This is a genomic window from Acinetobacter sp. C26M (assembly GCF_023702675.1).
Lineage (GTDB): Bacteria > Pseudomonadota > Gammaproteobacteria > Pseudomonadales > Moraxellaceae > Acinetobacter.
In genome coordinates this window covers 2,016,428-2,034,906 of record NZ_CP098478.1, presented here as the reverse complement: position 1 = coordinate 2,034,906, position 18,479 = coordinate 2,016,428, and the positions used below count along the sequence as shown (strand labels likewise).

Sequence of the window (18,479 nt, the reverse complement as noted above, 5' to 3'; positions counted from 1 at the left end):
CATCAATTTGAATCTCTACCATCATAATTCAGGTTGCTGACTTCGAGTTCTCATTCCATAAATGGCAGAAAATTTTTACAAGTCGGCTGCCTAGAATTTCCCAAGTGAATGTCTCCTGCTATTTCAGCGCACATCGTTAATTACGCTTAAATGCTAACCCTCTGATTTTTCAACTCGCTCAGGTTATAATGATGGTCTCCCAAAATATGGTTGATCTATTATGAATACCTCCAATGACCCTCTACACGGCAAAAAACTTGCTGACATTTTGGATGAATTATTGGATTACTACGGTGGTTTTGAAGGCTTAAGTCGTAAAATTGAAATTAGATGTTTTTGCATAGATCCAAGTGTTAAGTCATCATTGCGATTCTTACGTACTACACCATGGGCACGTGAAAAAGTAGAAAACTTATATTTGTATGTCTTACGCCAAAAAGCCAAACAGAAATCGTAGCTATCAAAGTTATGACTTCAATGCGCTTTCATGTTTGTTTCGGTTAAATAAGCTTTCTTCGAGGTCTTGTTCCATAAACAAAGCTCTTGCCCTGTTTTGTTTTTCATATGTGCTTGAGGATATTTTCCTTCAATCAGAAGTGCCGAATATCCAACACGATCATCAAACAGCATGACATTGCTTACTGTCTTGGCATTTTTAAGTTGACTCGCTTTTATACAAGCCGCTTTTATTTCCTGATCATGTTTGTTCCATGACTGCTCAGAACTTGCGAAAGTTACGCTGCTCACAGCAGAACTTGCCAAAAAACTAAAAATAGCAATATATTTTAATAAGATACGTTGTCTTATTGCCATGATTCTTGTCCTGTAAATTCTAATGTCTGGATCTATACTGAAATAATCTTATGAGAGAATCTAGCAATTTACACATGTTGTAACAGCACATATTCAGGATTACACATAGTTCTCATTAGACCTGTTCAGCTTGTTTTTTAGGATGTCCCTTTTTTTAAACTTGATTCGATTAAGGATCAAGCCTGTAGATTTTCTACTGGATTTAACGAAAATTTATCGTTTGCTCAGCACACTGTTGAACTTTAATATTATTTTAAAATTAGTTAACTCTTTCATATTCCGAATGACATTAAGAGGTAAAAATCATGACTGAGAAAGTTGCTATTGTTACAGCCGCTGGAAGTGGTATGGGCGCAGCTGTTGCAAAAAAACTAGCAGAGGATGGATACAAAGTTGCAATTCTATCTTCATCAGGTAAAGGTGAAATTCTTGCAGAACAACTGAATGGCTTAGGCATTACTGGTTCTAATCAATCAATCCAAGATATTCAACGCCTTATTGATGCAACGCTGGCTCGTTGGGGACGTATAGATGTTTTAGTTAACAGTGCTGGACATGGCCCACGCAAAGGAATTTTAGAGTTAACCGACCAAGATTGGCATGATGGTATAGATACTTATTTTCTCAATGCTGTACGTCCTATTCGTTTAGTAATTCCAATCATGCAACAACAAAAACACGGCGTGATTGTCAACATTTCCAGTGCATGGACTTTTGAGCCAAGTTCACTATTTCCAACGTCTGCAGTTGCTCGTTCAGGATTAGCAGCTTTTACCAAGATTTGTGCAGACACATATGCTGTTGATAATATTCGTATTAATAATGTCTTGCCTGGGTGGATCGATAGTCTACCAAAAACAGACGAACGCGCTAATAGTGTTCCAATGAAACGATATGGTTCAACAGAAGAGATTGCAGCTACAGTCGCTTTCCTTGCGTCGGATGGCGCGGCCTATATCACAGGACAAAATATCCGAGTAGATGGTGGCTTAACTCGCTCTGTATAATGATTTTGAATAAAAATTTGAAGGGATAAATTATCTATATATTATCCCTTTAAAATAAAAACTGATCTCATCAGGATAATCAGTATCAGTTTTTATTTTTGCTTAGTACCTAAATATTCGATACACCACTGCCAAATTTTATCGACTGTGCTATTCGGATGCGAGCTTTTCTTTCTGACAAGATAATAACTTGCTTCGACAGTTTTTGTTTCCAGAGTGACTTGTATGAGTTTTCCTGATTGAATATCAGCATCCACAAATGCTCGGCATACTAAAGCTACTCCTTGCCCAGACAAAGCAGCATCTATTGCCAACGCTGTTTGATTAAATACAGCTCCAGCTAATTTCGAATTAGTGTTCAGAAAATTTGACCAATGATCATGGGCATCATGTAGCAATGGCATACGAATCAACTGTTCAAGTTCAAGAGGAAGCGTTAGATCCCTAACAAAATCAGGACTCGCTACAGCAATAAGTTCTTGATGAAACAATAATTGTGCTTCTAGATTTTCTGGAAATGATTGTTGGGTAAGCCTTATCGCGATATCAACTTGATCGCGATCAAAGTCTGATATCGCTTCAGTTGCAAGTGTGCATAAATTTATTTCAGGTAGTACTGCATGAAAATCACCTAATCGAGGGATCAATATTTTGGTCGCAATCGTTGGTGTCACACTTATAGTTACACGATCTGGCTGGTCTAGCAGTGATTCTGTTGATTCAGCAATAATATCAAAAGCACGCGTTATATCGACCAGATACTTTGTTCCTTCAGGCGTCAAAGACAATCCCCGAGGAAGTCGTTGAAATAAAGTAACCTTGAGATGTTCTTCTAATGCTCGAACCTGCTGTGCGATTGCACCCTGAGTCACTCCCAATTCATCAGCAGCAGCACGAAAACTTAACTTTCTCCCGGCTGTTTCAAATGCACGTAAGGCATTTAAAGATGGAAGTTTTCTACGAGATACCATAAACACATAAGAAAGTAGTTTTTCTACACTCTAATTTTTTTGTTGATCGTATACAAGCTTTATGCATCATCCATGATTGCATAAAGCTCTTTATATTCATTTTACTCTTACAAAATTGCTGTACTTCCCCGCTATTTAAGAAGTCATAAAACACTTACAGCTCTTTTGCTATGTAATCTTGCCTCAGCAACATCTAAATCTGGCACCTCTACAGATGGTAGTATGGAATCTTGTTCAACTTGTTTATTGATACTTAAATCTTGATTGGCCTTTTCTGATTTAGCTTTAACCTTTTGCTCACGCAATCCTTTAGCTGGTGCCCATTGCAAAATTGGTAAAGCTCGAGCAACAGCAAGCAAAATACGCTCATTCAATGCTTCACTTTTGACCGTATATTCAGGTGCAAAGTCTCGATCTGTTGCATAAACGCCTATAGGCAAAGTCTGCGCCTGAAAAAAACTAAACAAAGGGCGAAGTTGATGCTCGAGTACTAAAGCATGGCGATCACTTCCACCCGATGCTGCCAATAATACTGGGACATCCACTAAAGCGGTCTGCTCAACAAAATCAAATAAATGTTTGAACAGCCCTGTAAAAGAAGCACGATAAACTGGCGTACCAACAATTAAAGCATCAGCAGCTTCAATAGCAGCCAGATCATCTTGTACTTGTTTGGGTAACTGACTTCGATAAATTGCACCACCCAACAAAGGCCCAATCTCACTGAGTTTTACAAACTTCACATTTATTTCTATTGCTTGTGCTAATTCATCCAAAATAGTTTGAATCAAGCTTTCAGTTTTTGATGGGCTGTTAAGACCACCTGAAACTGCGACGATGTTGAGAGGTTTATCATTTGAATATGACATATTTGGCCTTTAAAAAATAAAACGATGACTAATATGGAATAAACCAAGACTTCTATTTAAAGCCTTGGTTGAATAGGATCGAGTGTGATCTAGGCAATACGGTACTTTGACTCTTCTGGAATACGCTGTAACGCCTGACGTTGATTTTTAAAATGTGGTAGAACATGTTCACCCAAGCGATAAGCTTCTTCTAAATGCGGATAACCGGCTAAGAAGAATAAGTCGATTCCGATACTGTTATATTCCTTGATGCGTTCAACAATTTGTTGATAGCTCCCTACCAAAGCAACACCTGGTGGGATACCAATGTAGCCAAAGCCAGACCAAACATTGGGATGAATGAAGAAATCATTCACATTTTTACTGCCATCTTTATCCGCATATTCTTTTTCAAAGCTAAGTACCCGCGCTGATCTGAGCCCTGCATGGGCTGCTGATGCATGTAAACGTTGCTTCTCTGCTGCCTCATCTAGATAACGTTGTGCCTCTGCCAAAGCTTCCTGTTCACTACGGCGAGCAATCGTATCGATAGATAAACCAAACTTAATATTGTCACGTCCATATTTTGCAGCACGTTTACGTACATCAGCGATAAGTGCTGCAATTTCACTTGGTTTTTCGGCACGCATTAAATAATAATCTGCGTGCTTTGCACCAAACTCACGTGCGGCTTCAGAAGAACCTGCCGTACAAATGATGGGTAACTCTGCTTTATTGAGTGGATATTTTAATCCTCCACCCTCAGCAGAATAATATTTACCTTGATAATGGAAGGATTCGTTATACCAATAGCCTTTTACAACATCGAGAAACTCGGTTGCGCGGATATAGCGGTCATCGTGTGGTGTAGCATCGCCAACTTGACGCTGAATCACCTCAGATCCACCATTAATAATATTCCATACGAGGCGGTTACCTGTTGCACGCTGATAGGTTGCTGCACTTTGTACTGCATTGTATGGACTAAAGTGATAAGGCTGGAATGCAGTCACAAAATTTAGTCGCTTGGTTTCTCTGGCCAATAGCGAACAAACCGTCCAAGGTTCCTCTCCTGTTGGTGCATTGACCATCAAAGCACCTGCGAAGCCATTGATTTCTGCTGCACGCGCCACCTGTGCTAAATAGTCAATATAGGTAAAGTCATCACCCACTTGATAGTTGGATGTTGCTCCAGTATTTTCCACGCCAGATACCCGCGCCCAATCACCACGATTACGAGGATCGCCTGCCAAAAACTCAGCCTCACCATGCAAAGGTAAACGAGTAAAAAATTCAATTCCCATGATGTTCTCCGTATAACAGTTAGAATTTGGCTGTGAGAGAAACACCAACTTGGCGTGGGTTTCCGTAGGTTAAAACATATTGTCCTGCTGGGCCATTTGGACGGCCGTGTACCTGATATTCTTCGTTTAGCAAATTCTTAACATAGGTATTGACCTGATATTTATTATTTGCGCTGTGATAACCAATATTGGCATTCCACAAGGTATACGATTTTTGGCTTAGGATTGGATCAACCGAATAGTCTTGGCGATTCACCAAGAAATATTCACGGTCACGATAGCTTGCGTCAGTACCAACAACGATACGAGCACCATCATTTAAATTGAAGGTGTATTCACCACCAACACCGATGGTATATTTTGGTGAACGGACTAAACTGTTGCCAGTATTGTCAGCATTGACCACATTGGTTACTGGGTTCTTGTCAACGAAGTCAGTATATTCACTATCTAAATAAGCGCCTGCAAAACGTAAACGTAGATTTTCAGTGGCTAAATAATCAAGCTCTAACTCTGCACCTTTAACTTCTGCTTTGGGTCCATTAGCTAAAACTGAAGTAACACCGCCCCCTTGTCCCTCTGTTGCAACTAGTAAGTTGGTTTGGATATCTTTATAGTCGTAATAGAAGATATTGGCATTTGCGACTAAATCCCCATCCAATAAGCTAGACTTCAAACCGAGTTCGTAACTGTTTAAATATTCAGGGTTAACGTCCGCAAGTTGGGTTAGGCTACTGGATAAACCAGTATTAAAACCACCTGAACGGAATCCACGTGCAAATCTGAAATAAGTATTTAAATCAGGTGTAATTTCATATTCTGGTGTAATGTCATAGGTCAACTCATTCCATGTTTTCTTACGGCTTGTTGAACCATTCGCATTTGGAGTTGGGTTATAGACGGCATTGCTATACCCCTCTTTTTTCCACCAACTACCTTTTGTATAGTCACCTGTTGTAATCTGAGTCAGATCGAGATCAATATCTTTTTCTTCACTGGTCCAGCGTAGTCCACCAGTCACCTTAAATTTATCTGTAAATTTATAGGTACTATTTCCAAATATGGCAAAGCTTTGTGTGGCTTGGTTATAAGTGATGTCTCTAAATGCTGTGGTTGATGCCGTCTGTGCAGCAGTACCATTTGGCAGCGTTTTCTTGACCCGTGCACCAACACCCGTAGAATCTAAATCTTCGTTAAAATAATGTAATCCTGCAATCCAACTTAAACGTTTGTTTGCATCGGATGAAATTCGAAATTCTTGGCTATATTGACGCCATTCATTATCGCTATAACTACGTGCAACGTCATAAGGTGTGTAATCACCATCTGAAATCGACTTTTGTGTAGTCTTGTCAAAAGCAGTAATTGAGGTAAAGCTGTGACCTCCTCCCAAATCACCATTTAAAGTGAGTGAAGCACCATCATGCTGAATTTTATTACTTTCATCTAAATCTAAATTGGTGTTACGTCCCTCTGGTCTTTCATAAATTCCCCAGTATTTCCCAATACTTAAGGAACCATTGTTTCCTAAACCATTATAGGTTTGGCTATGTAAATTGACTAATGCATTCCATTGGTCATTCACTTTACCTAAAATCTGGAAACGGAAAGATTTCTTATCAACATCACCATAATCTTCACCATTGGCTAAATTCTTTGCATAGCCATCACGATCTTCAGAATAAAAAGCTCCCCGTACCGCAATATTGTCTGAGACTTTGCCATTGGCAGCCCCCTCAAAAGTACGTAGGTTATGATCACCTACACCTATCGTTGCATAGCCATTTGGTTTTTCTGAGAAAGTTGGTCGTTTGGAAATATAATTAACCGCACCTGCTGTAGTATTTTTACCGTAAAGCGTCCCTTGTGGCCCACGTAGAACCTCGATACGCTCTAGATCAAATAAGTCTCCTGCACCTGCAACGGGAGCATTCAAATAAACACCATCTGCATAAATTCCAACTGGAAATACAGTCGATGCCGCAACATCCCCTGTACCCAAACCGCGGATATACCAACGTGGTCGACTATCACCATCTGGATTTTCCGCTGCTGCATTCGGTGTATACGTTAAAACATCACCAATAAAGGTTGAGCCCTTGGCAGCCAAATCTTTACCAGAAACAGCCGTAATCGCAGTTGGAACTTTTTGAATATTTTGTGCTCGATATTGTGCTGTTACAATCACATCACTTAACTTTTTGACATCTTTTGCATTGACCACCTGTGCCTGTTGCTCAGCTGTGATGCCTGTATCGATCTCTTCATTTGCCAAAGCCAATGTCGAAACACTCGCTGTTACTCCCCACATAGCAGTTAAAATACTCTGCCTAATTTTTGTGACCTTAAACATGGTGACTCCATTTAAATAAATCTATTCTTATATTGGCAACTTCTATGCCACTTAATTTATTTTATAAATTTCAGTATCTTAAGAAATAAAAGTAAAACTTGCGATCAGATTTTGCTGATAGATAAACATTTTTTCTTATGTTGTTGTTGTTATTCCAACATTGTTTGTTTTTGAAAAATGAAAGAAAAAAATAGCCATACAACTGTATGACTATTAAGAATTCGAAATATTCATGTATTTAAAATTTATAACTAAATTGTCCCTGCACCGTTAACGGACGCATCGGCTGCAAGAACTCACTATTTGCCCCAGCTAAACCATTCACAAAATTACGTTCATTGGTTAAATTCAGAATATTTAAGCCCACTGTCCATTGGGGTTGTCGATAATATAATCCCAAATCTAAATTATAGTTATTTGGAACTTTAACCGTTTGACTTAAATTGGTATACCAGTTACTGGTCCACCAACCTGACAGATTTACACCAAAACCTGATTGATGTTGATAATCTACATAAGCACTGGCAGAGTATTTCGGAATTCCCGCTGCATCATAACGACCAGCTTTGCGCTGGTTTAACCCATTACTGTCCCCCCAAACAGTCGCATTATCTGCATGGAAGCCAAAGGGAGAAAATCCAGCTGGAATAATTGAGCTATATTCCGCATTCAAATAAGTTAAGTTTCCACCTATCGCAATATTTTTTTGCAGTTGCCAGCGTAGTGAAGATTCAATCCCTTTCACTTCAAAGCGTGCCATATTGCCATTGGTATCAGGTGATAAATCTCGCTTCTGCTCAAATCCGCTTAATGTGAGAAATAGTTGATCGATAATCGGCTCATATTTAAATCCTAATTCCTTTAATTCACTTTGACTGTCAAAAGCTAAAGGATTGAGCTGATTGCCTGCACCCCAAATGAGAAATGGGCCAAAAACACCTGTGTTGAGTGCAGTGCTCTTGTCATAAGTAAAATACAGGGTAGTTTTTTCTGTCGGCTTGATAAATGTACTGGCTTGATAACTGAGCAAACTATATTTATTACGATCTGAACGGACATCTGTCGGCACTAAGACCAACGGGTTTTCAAGTTTGGCTTTGATTGAACTATGATTAATCCCAAGATTAATGCCAAACACATCATTAAAAGTAAAATTCTGCTGAGTAAACACACTCCATGTATCCCAAGACCCTGTTCCTGTATAAACAGCACCACCTCCATTGGGAGGGAAACCCCCTTTTTCAGCATATAAGCCATGGCCGACTGGATACATTCTTGGCAGATTTAAATAACCAAAGTATTGAGAATATTTAGGAACACCCGCCTGTCCAATCCAGCCTCCTGTTGAACTGCTATTGTTAACCAAGCCCAGTAAATCCCCTGGATTTTTTTGAGAAGGATCATTGGTCAGATCATAAGGGTTAATATTAAAACTATTATTGGCTGCTAAAGAAGTAAACTCTTCACGGCGAAATGCTCCTCCAGTACTGCCTTTATTATTCACTCTCAGGCCAAACAATTCGAAATCATAATCTGCGAGGAATTCTAGGCGATTATCAAATAACTCATGCTCCAGATCAGTAAAGAAACTCCCAACCGAATCACCTAAATCCTTGCTGTTTTGATAAAGCGTACTATTCGAAACAGACCAATGCGTATTCAAATCTTTAACTAATTTTAATTGGGTGCTGAATCGTTTGGCACTATTTTTATCTTCGCTGCGACCAGAAATATTATCGTCTAGTTTGACCAATCCATTACCGGGTATAGATGGATCATAGACCCAACCTCGAATCGTTCCAGCCTGATTTGCTGTTGCATTAGGTAAAGGTGTTGTTTGAACTGGGCCTACAGCAATATATTGGTTTTTATCATTCCTTTGTCGATTCTGCCAACCGATCACTTTGGAATTCGCAGCTCCAGATTCAAATACAGGTGACCAGAAAGCTGAACCATTTTGAATAATTGGCGTAGCCCTACCTTTGTAATACTGACGGCTATCAACTGATTGTTGTGTTGCCCTATTCCAACCATGTGTCACGTTAAAATCATAATAATCGTCATAACTGATGTTCCAGTCGACACGTAGACTGTCATCTGGACGCCAAGCTAAGGCGCCATAGAATGCATTAAAATTATTTTTCACATTGTCATAAAAATCATCAGTTTTTTGGGCTGTTGCACTGACACGAAATGCAAGTTCTTTAGAGATTGGGGCTGTATGATCAATACTGACAGAAAAATTAGGTTCTGTACCTTTTCCTGCATAGATTGAACCAACCGAACCAGAAATCGTTGTTTCTGCTTTATTAAAGTTAGGTTTTTTAGTGAGATAATTAATATATCCACCTGAACCTGAAGTGGGTGCAAAAATTACTCCCGTTGGCCCTGCCACAATATCAGCCGCTTCATATGCATTTAAATTGGTCGGATGACGGGTACTATAAATTCGTTGGCTATCCTGGAAGACCTCTGAATTTTGTCCGCGTATCTGTGGTGCGAAATTGGCATTTTGTCCTCCACCTCGGGTAATACTCGGCGCATATTTAACAAGATCATCTGCACTACGGATCACATCTTCACGAAATTGTTGTTCCGATACTTGGGACACCACACGAGGTGTGTCTAATACTGAGCTATCCGTTCCATAGATTGAAGTCACTTTACGTTTGGGAACAACAGTTTGTTTTTTATTTGCATCAGTCACCACGACATCTGCCAAAGTAATCACATCACTTTCAGTATTTGCCAATGTATTTTGGGTTTCTTCGGCAAATACATGTATGGGTAAAGATGCCCCCGAAAATGCTAAGGCAATTACTAGAGGTTTTAATTGAAAAGTCTGCTTCATATCATACTCAGTAAAGTAAATTTACAGTACGTTACGCAAGGCCTATGCCAATCATTAAACAGCCTTCAAACAACACCCAAGATATTGATTTAATAGTTTTTAATTTTTATATATTTAGATATCAGCTTTATAAATGTTTATTTTTTCAACAGATTTGTTGAAATAAAGACAGTAAACAAAAACCATAGTTAATTAAGATACTGATAAATATAAGTAAATATTTGGCATTTATTCTGCAAGTCCCTAACAGATGATTATCCAATATGAGTATTTATAATGACAAGTCGATCAATTCTATTGTCACGTCGAAAGTTTTTAGCACAAAGTCTTAGCGCATTAGGTGGTGTTTCTTTAATAGGGAGCTTGTCTGGCTGCGATCAATCACCACAAACGGATACTGAAGTACAGCGCCCATCTTCACTCACTCCCAAACATGGTGGAACGATTCGCTTGGGTCTAATTGGTGGACAACAGTCAGGCAGTTTAGACCCACATCTATCTACTTCAAGCGCAGGAATTACCCGAGGTTTTGCCATATATAACAAGCTATGGGAATGGGATGAAAATATGCTCCCACGTCTTGCCTTGGCTGAATTTGCTGAACCAAATCATAATGCGAGTGAATGGACCATTCGTCTACGTAAAGGTCTAGAATTCCATCACGGTAAAACAATGACTGCCGATGATGTGATTTTCTCAGTAAAGCGTTTAACTGACCCAAAGCTTGCCTCACCGTTTCGAAGTCTGGTGCAATGGATTGATCGGGATCGCATTCAAAAATTAGATGAATATACCGTTCGTATTCCTTTTATCAATTCAATTGCTGGTTTCGTTACACTACCTGAAACTTGGGTGAATTTTGGTGGAATCGTACCTACCGACTTTGATCCAATCCACAATCCAGTCGGTGCTGGACCTTATAAAGTCAAACAGTTTATCCCTGGTCAGCGTTCTGTCTTCACCCGTTTTGAAAACTATTTTAAAGCGGATCAACCTTATGCAGACAGTTTTGAGGTGATTGATTTTAAAGATCAGGTCTCGCGTTTAAATGCCTTATTAGCAGGACAGATTGATGTCGCCAATGCCATTTCTCCTGAATACATTAAAATTCTGGAACAGGCAAAACATATTCAAACCATTCGTTCTGAAACAAATACCCATAATGGTTTTGACTTTAATACTCAACAAGCCCCTTTTAATGATCCTAAAGTCCGTCAGGCATTCCGTTTAATTGCCAATCGTGAAGAGCTTGTACAACGCGGGTTAAATGGTCAGGGACGTATTGCCAATGATCTTTACTCACCACAGGACCCTGCTTTTCTTAGCTTACCCCAACGTCAGCAAAATATTGAGCAAGCAAAAAAATTATTGGCACAAGCTGGTTTTAAAGATGGTTTAAGTGTTGAACTTGTTGCACCTGCTGGCAGCGCCCAGCCTGCATTGATCTTTGCAGAACAAGCAAAACTTGCCAATGTAAATATACGAGTCAAACAAGTCGATGCTGCAACTTTTAATGGACCAGATCGCAATAAATGGCAACTGTCAAGTAACGCAACCAATGTCGGCACACCCTATTTATCTACTGCTGTTGTCAACGATGCACCGATTTCAACAACCAATAAAATCAATTTTAAAGATCCTGAATATAGTGAGTTGTTTTATAAGGCGCTTGCCGAACCAGATTTAGCAAAGCGAAAAGTGTATTTGACTCAAGCACAGAAAATTCAACACGAACGTGGTGGAATGCTGATCTGGGGATTTAGCCATACCATTGATGCAGCCACAAAAAATATTGGAGGCCTAGCCCCAGAACATACTATTTTTCCAACGTGGCGTTTTGAGAAATTATGGAAGGCTTAAGCACATCCGTTTAACTTTGCTTCCCCTCTTGATGAGGGGATTTTTATTCTGCCGGTAGAATAAATTAAAAAAGCTGCCGAAGCAGCTATTTAAGATAAAGTTGAGATTATTGAGGAACAGTAATCACCGATAATTTATCTACGCCTACACGTTCAATACTTGCCAATAATTTTGCCACTGTCCCATAAGGAACAGTTTCATCCGCATTTAGGTTCAAAGCCAGCTTCGGGTTGCTATTCTTGCGTGACTGAATTTCTTGTTCAAAACTTGCAAGTGAAACTTTGTCCTTATCCAAAAATATCTCACCCTGTGGATTAACACTAATCACGACAGCTTTATTCTGATCAGTTGACTGAGTCGGTGCAGCCTTAGGTAAATTTACTTTTACCGTATTGGTCAACAAAGGTGCTGTGACGATAAAGACAATGAGTAAAACTAACATCACATCCACCAACGGTGTAATGTTGATTTCACTCACCACATCATCATCTTGAGAGGTTGAAATTGCCATTATGCAAATACTCCTTTCTCTTTCACTTCTTTTGTTGAAGCATCATTCAGAATCGTATTGTCAGCCGTATTTTTGGTTTTAGCAGTCGGTAATTGAAAACCAGCCTTTTGATTTAAACTGACAAAATCTGTTGCAAAATCATCTAAGTCTGCACCAATCGCTTTAACTTTACGTACAAAGTAGTTATAAGCAAGCACCGCAGGTACAGCAACAGCGATACCAATTCCTGTTGCAATCAGTGCTTCACCAATTGGCCCAGCAACGACATCCATACTTGCATTCCCAGAATGGGCAATCGCCTGTAAAGCATGAATGATCCCGAATACTGTTCCAAACAAACCAATAAAGGGTGCATTGTTTCCAATAGACGCCAATAGCGCTGAACCTTTCTCTAATTGACGACGTTCAGTTAAAATTTGTTTGCGTAAGTGACGTTCCAGTAAGTCCTGACGGCTCCAACTGTTTTGCAAGTCATGGTGTGTTTTTTCATCTGCTTCTATCAGTGTTTTAAACCCTGCATTTGCAACACGTGCTGCTGGTCCTTGACCCGATTCAGATTTAGTCACGGCGTCAGATAAATTTTTTGCTTTCCAAAACGCCTCTACAAAACGTTTATCTTGTTTTGATGCTCTTTGGGTCTGAACTATTTTGATGACAACCAGTGCCCAAGTCACAATAGAGAAAGCAACCAATAACCAGATGGTGCCGTCATGGATCAATGAATTAATGTCAGTCATGTAAATATCCTCTTAATCTATAAAATTAAATTTATTTCGGTAATTGATAATGAATTGGAACATCGACCCAACCCTCTATAGGTGTTTTACCTTTTAAAGCGGGTGAAAATTTCCATTGCTTTACTGTTCTTACAGCAGCGCTATCTAAAAGTTTTTTGCCACTACTTTGCTTGACACTGACCGTGTCAGGGCTACCATTTGCGAGCACTTTGACCCTTAAAATCACGGAACCTTCCCAACCCCGTTCGAGTGCCTGTTCTGGATATTCGGGTGCAGGATTACTTAGATAGCCTGCATATCCTTTCGCTTCAGTCACAGCTAAGTTGTCATCGACCGACCTCACAGGTTCAACTACTTTCTGAACAGGTGCAGGTACCACCTCTTTGGTTACGACAGCCTCTTCAACTTTTTGTGGGGTAGGCTGAGTGACTGCTTTTGCAACGGGTTTAGGTTGCTCCACCGCTTTCTGTAGAGGTTTGGGTTGTTCAAGCTGTTTAACGATTGGTTTTGGCTTTTGCACAACCGGTGGAATTTTAGGTTTCTCTGTTACAGGAGGAATTTTAGGTTCAATCACTTTGGGTGGTTGTTCAGGTTTTACAATTTCAATCACCACGGGTTCTGGCTTATGAATGTCCAAAGTCGGTGTAGGCAAGTGTTTTGCGATATACCAAATTCCCAAATGTGCTGAAGCAACTGCAATAATTGCAATCAACACTTTATTCAATTGAGGTGGCGATGGTTGGATCACCTCCAAGGAATGTCGTGTCAATGGATCTGATATATTGTTTGAACCAGATGCAGGTGCATATTGTTCAAATAGCAGTGCTCGTTTATGCGAGTTAAATATTAGTTCACTCATAAGGATTTAAATGAAAAATAAAATATTGAATAAAAAATTGCACAAGTCATGCCAACAATATAAGTATTTGATTTATATTTTTTTAATTAATATTTTGTAGCTAATTGATATTCAAAATGTTGGTTTTCAGACAGTATTTTGCTGTTCAAACAACAAGATCCCTTTGATATCTCAAAGGGATCTAAATTTATTATTTTAATTTATATCCAACCAGTGGTAAGACCTCTTCTGCTACCCGATAGGCTTCTTCCAAATGAGGGTTACTGGCTAAAATGAAATGACCAACACCAATATCAATATATTCTTGCAAACGCTCTGCAACCTGTTCATAGCTACCCACTAAAATACAGTTTGGTCCACCACGTACATTGGACATCCCCGCCCAAACGTTCGGACTTACAAATAAGTCTTCGAAACGATTGCCCTGCGCCAAGGCCTGCTGACGTTTTGCTCCAACCGACTCAGTATCTTTTCGTTCAAATGCGTGACCATCAACAGCAATGGTTTCATACATCTGTTTAAGCTCCTGAAAAGCTTGCTCTTGTGTAGGCCTTGCTAGTATATCAATACGCATACCAAATTTAACTTTACGATCAGGCGAGTTTTGTTCAAAAAATGCTTGCGCCTGTTCAATGACTTTTTTCTGCTGCTCAACAGGTTCACCCCAAGTTAAATGAATATCAGCATGGCGTCCTGCGACTTGTAGAGCGGCATCACTCGCACCAGCCAACCATAACCGAGGGACATCATATTGATTCATTGGGTATCTCAACCCACCCTGCTCAACATGGAAAAACTTGCCAGCATAGTCAAATGGAGCATGATGTGAATAACCTTTTACAAAATCCAAAAACTCGTTGGTGCGTGCATAGCGCTGGTCATGTTCAATAAAATCACCGTAAGCGCGTTGCTGCGCACCGCCTCCACCTGAAATGACATTCCACTCTACTCGCCCCTGACTTAAACGTTGTAAACTGGCAGCCATTTGGCTGGCATAGGCTGGATGAATAAACCATGGCTGAATCGCAATCAAAAGTCGAAGTCGTTTGGTTTCCCGAGCCAATGCTGAAGCCAATACCCAAGGCTCTTCAGTGTGAGGAAAAGCAGGAATCAATGCGCCATGGAAACCAACAATATCCGCTGCTTTTGCTACTTGCTGTACATAATCATAGTAGGCAAACAACGAATCTTCATGTTGCGGTGCCACGCGTTGTGGAGATTGAATTGCTGGATTTAACTGATTCCATTCACCACGGGTATGTAACTGATGTGCTCGACGACCATCCCCATGAACAGGAATTCTCCATAAAAACTCAACTGACATAATAGTTCTCAATAATTAAACATTTCACGACATCGTGTTCGTTAGCTATGTCATGAGCAGAAATCATGCCGCTTTTTATTCGCTATTTTTTTAACATATGCTATTGTTTTATTTAAACTTTATAAAAACATGCCAAAATGTAGTGTTGAAATTTCAACACTTCTATACATTTAAATGTCTGTTTCACAGCATACATGACTGACTCAAAAACAATAGTCCGTATAAAAAATAATAAATAATTGATTTTTATGTATTAATTATTTTGGCTTAGTTCTTGCTCTATCCCTCTATATTTTTTAATTCTTATGACGATATGCGTATTCTTTCTAGCTTATTTTTAAGTTTTAGCCTTTTAGGACTCGTTGCTTGCGATGCAAAACAAAACCAACAAGCATCTGAGAGTAAACCTACTCAGCAACAGTTGCGTATTGCTGTTGTAGCCAATGGAACATCAGGTAGTCTGGACTTTATTGGCGTACCACAACTCATCTCTCAAGACCCTATTTTTCTCAAGGCCTTAAAGCAACAACATATTGAGTTGAAATGGGAGCCAGTAACAACTGCTGCTGTAGCGACTTTAGTGAATGAAAGTTTCCTGAACAATAAAATTGATTTTGCTTTTTATGGCAATCTACCAGCTGTCGTACTGAATGCAACTGGGGTCAGAACACAAATTGTTGTGCCTGGGGGGATTGGTAATAATGTCTATCTGATTGTGCCACCTGATTCACAGGTAAAAAGTATTGAGGACTTAAAAGGTAAAAAAATTGCTTTACACCGTGGCCGTCCTTGGGAAATCAATTTTGGTCAACTGATACAAAGCAAAGGTTTAACCCTCAAAGACTTTCAAATTATTAACCTAAACCCTCAAGCAGGTGCAGCAGCTTTATCTGCCAAAAGTGTGGATGCATTTTTTACTTTAAGTGATGCACTAACTTTACAAGACCGCCATCTCGGTAAAATTATCTGGTCATCTCAATCCTTGCCTGCTGACTGGAAAATGCGTGCAGAATTATGGGGACGTAAAAACTATATTGAACAATACCCAGAGACCACTCAGTTACTTGCTGACGCAACAGTTAGAGCAATGAACTGGATATCCCAACACCAAGATGAATTTCAGCAAAGTCAAACCAAGTTTGGTCAACCTTTAAATGTGATTCAACGTGAAAGTCAAAATAGTGCAAGTACATGGCAACAGGATTGGTCACCTGAATACAAAGTTGATTTCCTTAAACAGCACTATGCCAAAGTCATTGATCATGCTGTGAAAAACCAGTTGATTCAAACGCCTTTAAAAGCAGATGAGCTGTTAAATCCAAAATTTGCCGATCAAGCAATTCAAAATTTACATGCAAACGATCATCAGAATAAACAGGGAGACTAAGCGATGAAAACGCTCGTGAATCCTCCCCTTGAAAAGAATATCGTTGTAGTTAGACCTCCGCTATGGAGGAGAATTTCTGCTGAGCGGTTGTATCGGCTACTCTCGATGATTTCGCCCTTATTGGCTTTACTCACATGGCAGTTTATTTGCTCTTTACAAATTTTTCCGACTCAAATTTTGGTTCCGCCCGCAACGGTTTGGAATACATTTATGAGTTTATTGCAAAGTGGTGAACTACAACTGCACTTAAAGGATAGTCTTTTTCGGTTGTTTTATGGATTTTCTATTGCAGCATTCAGTGCCATTGCTTTTGGAATTGCCTATGGTTCAATCACTACATTCCGTAATTACACTTATATTCTATTCAATCTCCTATACCAGATTCCGATCTTCGTCCTTATTCCTATTTTTATTCTCATTTTTGGGATTGGCGAACTGTTTAAAATTTTACTCATTATCAAAGCCTGCTTTTTCCCGATTGCTTTGGCAACAGCAGATGCAGTGAAAAATATTCCTAAACAATATATTGAACTCGGTCAAATCTACAAACTTAAAACGCGAGCGTGGCTTAGGTACATCGTCATCCCCTCAACATTACCGCCATTAATCAGCGGACTGCGAATCGCTTTAGGCCGAGCATGGTTGATTTTAGTCGCTGTTGAATTACTTGCAGCAGGTACTGGCATTGGTCAGATGATGGAGCTAGGACGACAAATGCTTCGTTTAGATGTAGTGATGGTCGGAGTATTTATCACAGGTGTGATTGGTTTTAGTCTCGATAAACTTTTACGTTTGGTTGAACAGCGCTTTATATCACCTGCGCTCAGTTCAAGGGGGAAATAATGTCACTATCACTTAGTTTGAAAGGTGCATTACAACAGCCTGTGGTTCTATTACAAGGTCTATTACTTCCATTGATATTGCTCGCTTTATGGCAATACAACTCAGGACTAGGCTCTAGTCATGCCTATGCCTTTGTCCCTTTACAGCATATTTATTTTGCTTTTCTTCAGCTGTTGGGAACTGGTGAATTATGGCTGAATACATGGGGTAGTCTGAGAAAAGCGGGCTTGGGCTTTTTATTGGGTTCAACAGCTGGACTAATTTTAGGTGCCTTACTCGCCTATTCAAAAATTTTAAATGCACTCGTTTCTCCGCTGTTTAACAGTATTCGACAAATTCCTCTGCTCGGTTTGACTCCATTAATTGCTTTATGGTTTGGCAATGGTGAAGAAGCCAAGATCTTTATTATTGCACTGGCATCTTTTTTCCCTTTGGTCATTAATACCTTTCAAGGACTCAGTCACTACGATGAAAAATACAGTGAAGTCGCCCGCATGTATCGGTTTTCATTTTGGCACGAGTTTAAAAGAATCCGTTTACCACAAGCCCTACCACATATCTTAACGGGGCTAAACTTAGCCGTACCCTTTACTTGGATTACAACTACGGCAAGTGAGTTGTTATTCAATGCAGGCGCAGGCTTAGGCAATCTCATGATGAAAGCTGAAATTAATGCCGAAATGGACATTCTACTGGTATGCGCAATTACGGTCACGATCAGCGGTATTTTAATGACTGCCTGTATCCATCTTATTTCAAAACGTCTGCTGCAATGGCGGGCTTAGCCTTTAATTTAAAAATACATATCAGG

At 39.6% G+C, this 18,479-nt stretch carries 16 protein-coding genes; 6 read left to right on the top strand and 10 right to left on the bottom strand.

Going from position 1 to position 18,479, the window contains the following annotated elements; genetic code table 11:
• Positions 1 to 220 precede the first annotated feature (220 nt).
• On the top strand, positions 221 to 457 hold the full coding sequence (locus tag NDN11_RS09265) for a VF530 family protein (protein WP_016141020.1): 237 nt from the start codon (positions 221 to 223) through the stop codon (positions 455 to 457).
• Between the two features lie 17 nt (positions 458 to 474).
• On the opposite strand, the gene NDN11_RS09260 is transcribed toward NDN11_RS09265, so the two are convergent.
• Positions 475 to 813: a hypothetical protein gene (locus tag NDN11_RS09260; RefSeq protein ID WP_251109429.1), complete on the bottom strand. Its 339-nt coding sequence runs from the start codon at positions 811 to 813 to the stop codon at positions 475 to 477.
• 305 nt (positions 814 to 1,118) lie between these two features.
• Between NDN11_RS09260 and NDN11_RS09255 the strand changes: the two genes are divergently transcribed.
• Positions 1,119 to 1,820, top strand: a complete 702-nt coding sequence (locus NDN11_RS09255; RefSeq protein ID WP_251109428.1) for an SDR family oxidoreductase — start codon at positions 1,119 to 1,121, stop codon at positions 1,818 to 1,820.
• Positions 1,821 to 1,912: 92 nt separating this feature from the next.
• Here NDN11_RS09255 and NDN11_RS09250 read toward each other — a convergent pair whose 3' ends face one another.
• The 5 genes from NDN11_RS09250 to NDN11_RS09230 all read right to left on the bottom strand — a co-directional run bounded on the left by NDN11_RS09250 (position 1,913) and on the right by NDN11_RS09230 (position 10,147).
• Entirely contained in the window at positions 1,913 to 2,791 is an 879-nt protein-coding gene (locus tag NDN11_RS09250) for a LysR substrate-binding domain-containing protein (RefSeq protein ID WP_251109427.1), read from the bottom strand.
• Positions 2,792 to 2,934: 143 nt separating this feature from the next.
• Positions 2,935 to 3,660: an FMN reductase gene (msuE, locus tag NDN11_RS09245; protein WP_251109426.1), complete on the bottom strand. Its 726-nt coding sequence runs from the start codon at positions 3,658 to 3,660 to the stop codon at positions 2,935 to 2,937.
• Between the two features lie 89 nt (positions 3,661 to 3,749).
• A complete protein-coding gene (locus NDN11_RS09240) occupies positions 3,750 to 4,943 on the bottom strand; it encodes an LLM class flavin-dependent oxidoreductase (RefSeq protein WP_033133529.1) in 1,194 nt (397 codons plus the stop codon).
• A gap of 19 nt (positions 4,944 to 4,962) precedes the next feature.
• Positions 4,963 to 7,296, bottom strand: coding sequence for a TonB-dependent receptor (locus NDN11_RS09235; RefSeq protein ID WP_353050819.1), 2,334 nt, complete (start codon positions 7,294 to 7,296; stop codon positions 4,963 to 4,965).
• Positions 7,297 to 7,534: 238 nt separating this feature from the next.
• Complete coding sequence (locus NDN11_RS09230) at positions 7,535 to 10,147, bottom strand: TonB-dependent receptor (RefSeq protein WP_251109425.1); 2,613 nt, start codon at positions 10,145 to 10,147, stop codon at positions 7,535 to 7,537.
• Positions 10,148 to 10,423: 276 nt separating this feature from the next.
• Between NDN11_RS09230 and NDN11_RS09225 the strand changes: the two genes are divergently transcribed.
• A complete protein-coding gene (locus tag NDN11_RS09225) occupies positions 10,424 to 12,007 on the top strand; it encodes an ABC transporter substrate-binding protein (RefSeq protein ID WP_251109424.1) in 1,584 nt (527 codons plus the stop codon).
• 106 nt (positions 12,008 to 12,113) lie between these two features.
• Here NDN11_RS09225 and NDN11_RS09220 read toward each other — a convergent pair whose 3' ends face one another.
• From NDN11_RS09220 to NDN11_RS09205, 4 genes are all read right to left on the bottom strand, one after another.
• Entirely contained in the window at positions 12,114 to 12,518 is a 405-nt protein-coding gene (locus NDN11_RS09220; protein WP_004655022.1) for an ExbD/TolR family protein, read from the bottom strand.
• Positions 12,518 to 13,255: a MotA/TolQ/ExbB proton channel family protein gene (locus tag NDN11_RS09215; RefSeq protein ID WP_167247244.1), complete on the bottom strand. Its 738-nt coding sequence runs from the start codon at positions 13,253 to 13,255 to the stop codon at positions 12,518 to 12,520. The genes NDN11_RS09220 and NDN11_RS09215 overlap by 1 nt, the downstream gene beginning before the upstream one ends.
• 31 nt (positions 13,256 to 13,286) lie before the next feature.
• On the bottom strand, positions 13,287 to 14,114 hold the full coding sequence (locus NDN11_RS09210; protein ID WP_251109423.1) for an energy transducer TonB: 828 nt from the start codon (positions 14,112 to 14,114) through the stop codon (positions 13,287 to 13,289).
• Positions 14,115 to 14,304: 190 nt separating this feature from the next.
• On the bottom strand, positions 14,305 to 15,438 hold the full coding sequence (locus tag NDN11_RS09205) for an LLM class flavin-dependent oxidoreductase (protein ID WP_251109422.1): 1,134 nt from the start codon (positions 15,436 to 15,438) through the stop codon (positions 14,305 to 14,307).
• A gap of 313 nt (positions 15,439 to 15,751) precedes the next feature.
• On the opposite strand from NDN11_RS09205, the gene NDN11_RS09200 reads away from it, so the two are divergent.
• The 3 genes from NDN11_RS09200 to NDN11_RS09190 are packed head-to-tail and all read left to right on the top strand — an operon-like array spanning position 15,752 to position 18,453.
• Complete coding sequence (locus tag NDN11_RS09200) at positions 15,752 to 16,825, top strand: ABC transporter substrate-binding protein (protein ID WP_251109421.1); 1,074 nt, start codon at positions 15,752 to 15,754, stop codon at positions 16,823 to 16,825.
• 3 nt (positions 16,826 to 16,828) lie between these two features.
• Positions 16,829 to 17,668, top strand: a complete 840-nt coding sequence (locus tag NDN11_RS09195) for an ABC transporter permease (protein ID WP_251109420.1) — start codon at positions 16,829 to 16,831, stop codon at positions 17,666 to 17,668.
• Positions 17,668 to 18,453, top strand: coding sequence for an ABC transporter permease (locus NDN11_RS09190; protein ID WP_251109419.1), 786 nt, complete (start codon positions 17,668 to 17,670; stop codon positions 18,451 to 18,453). The genes NDN11_RS09195 and NDN11_RS09190 overlap by 1 nt, the downstream gene beginning before the upstream one ends.
• Positions 18,454 to 18,479: the final 26 nt, after the last annotated feature.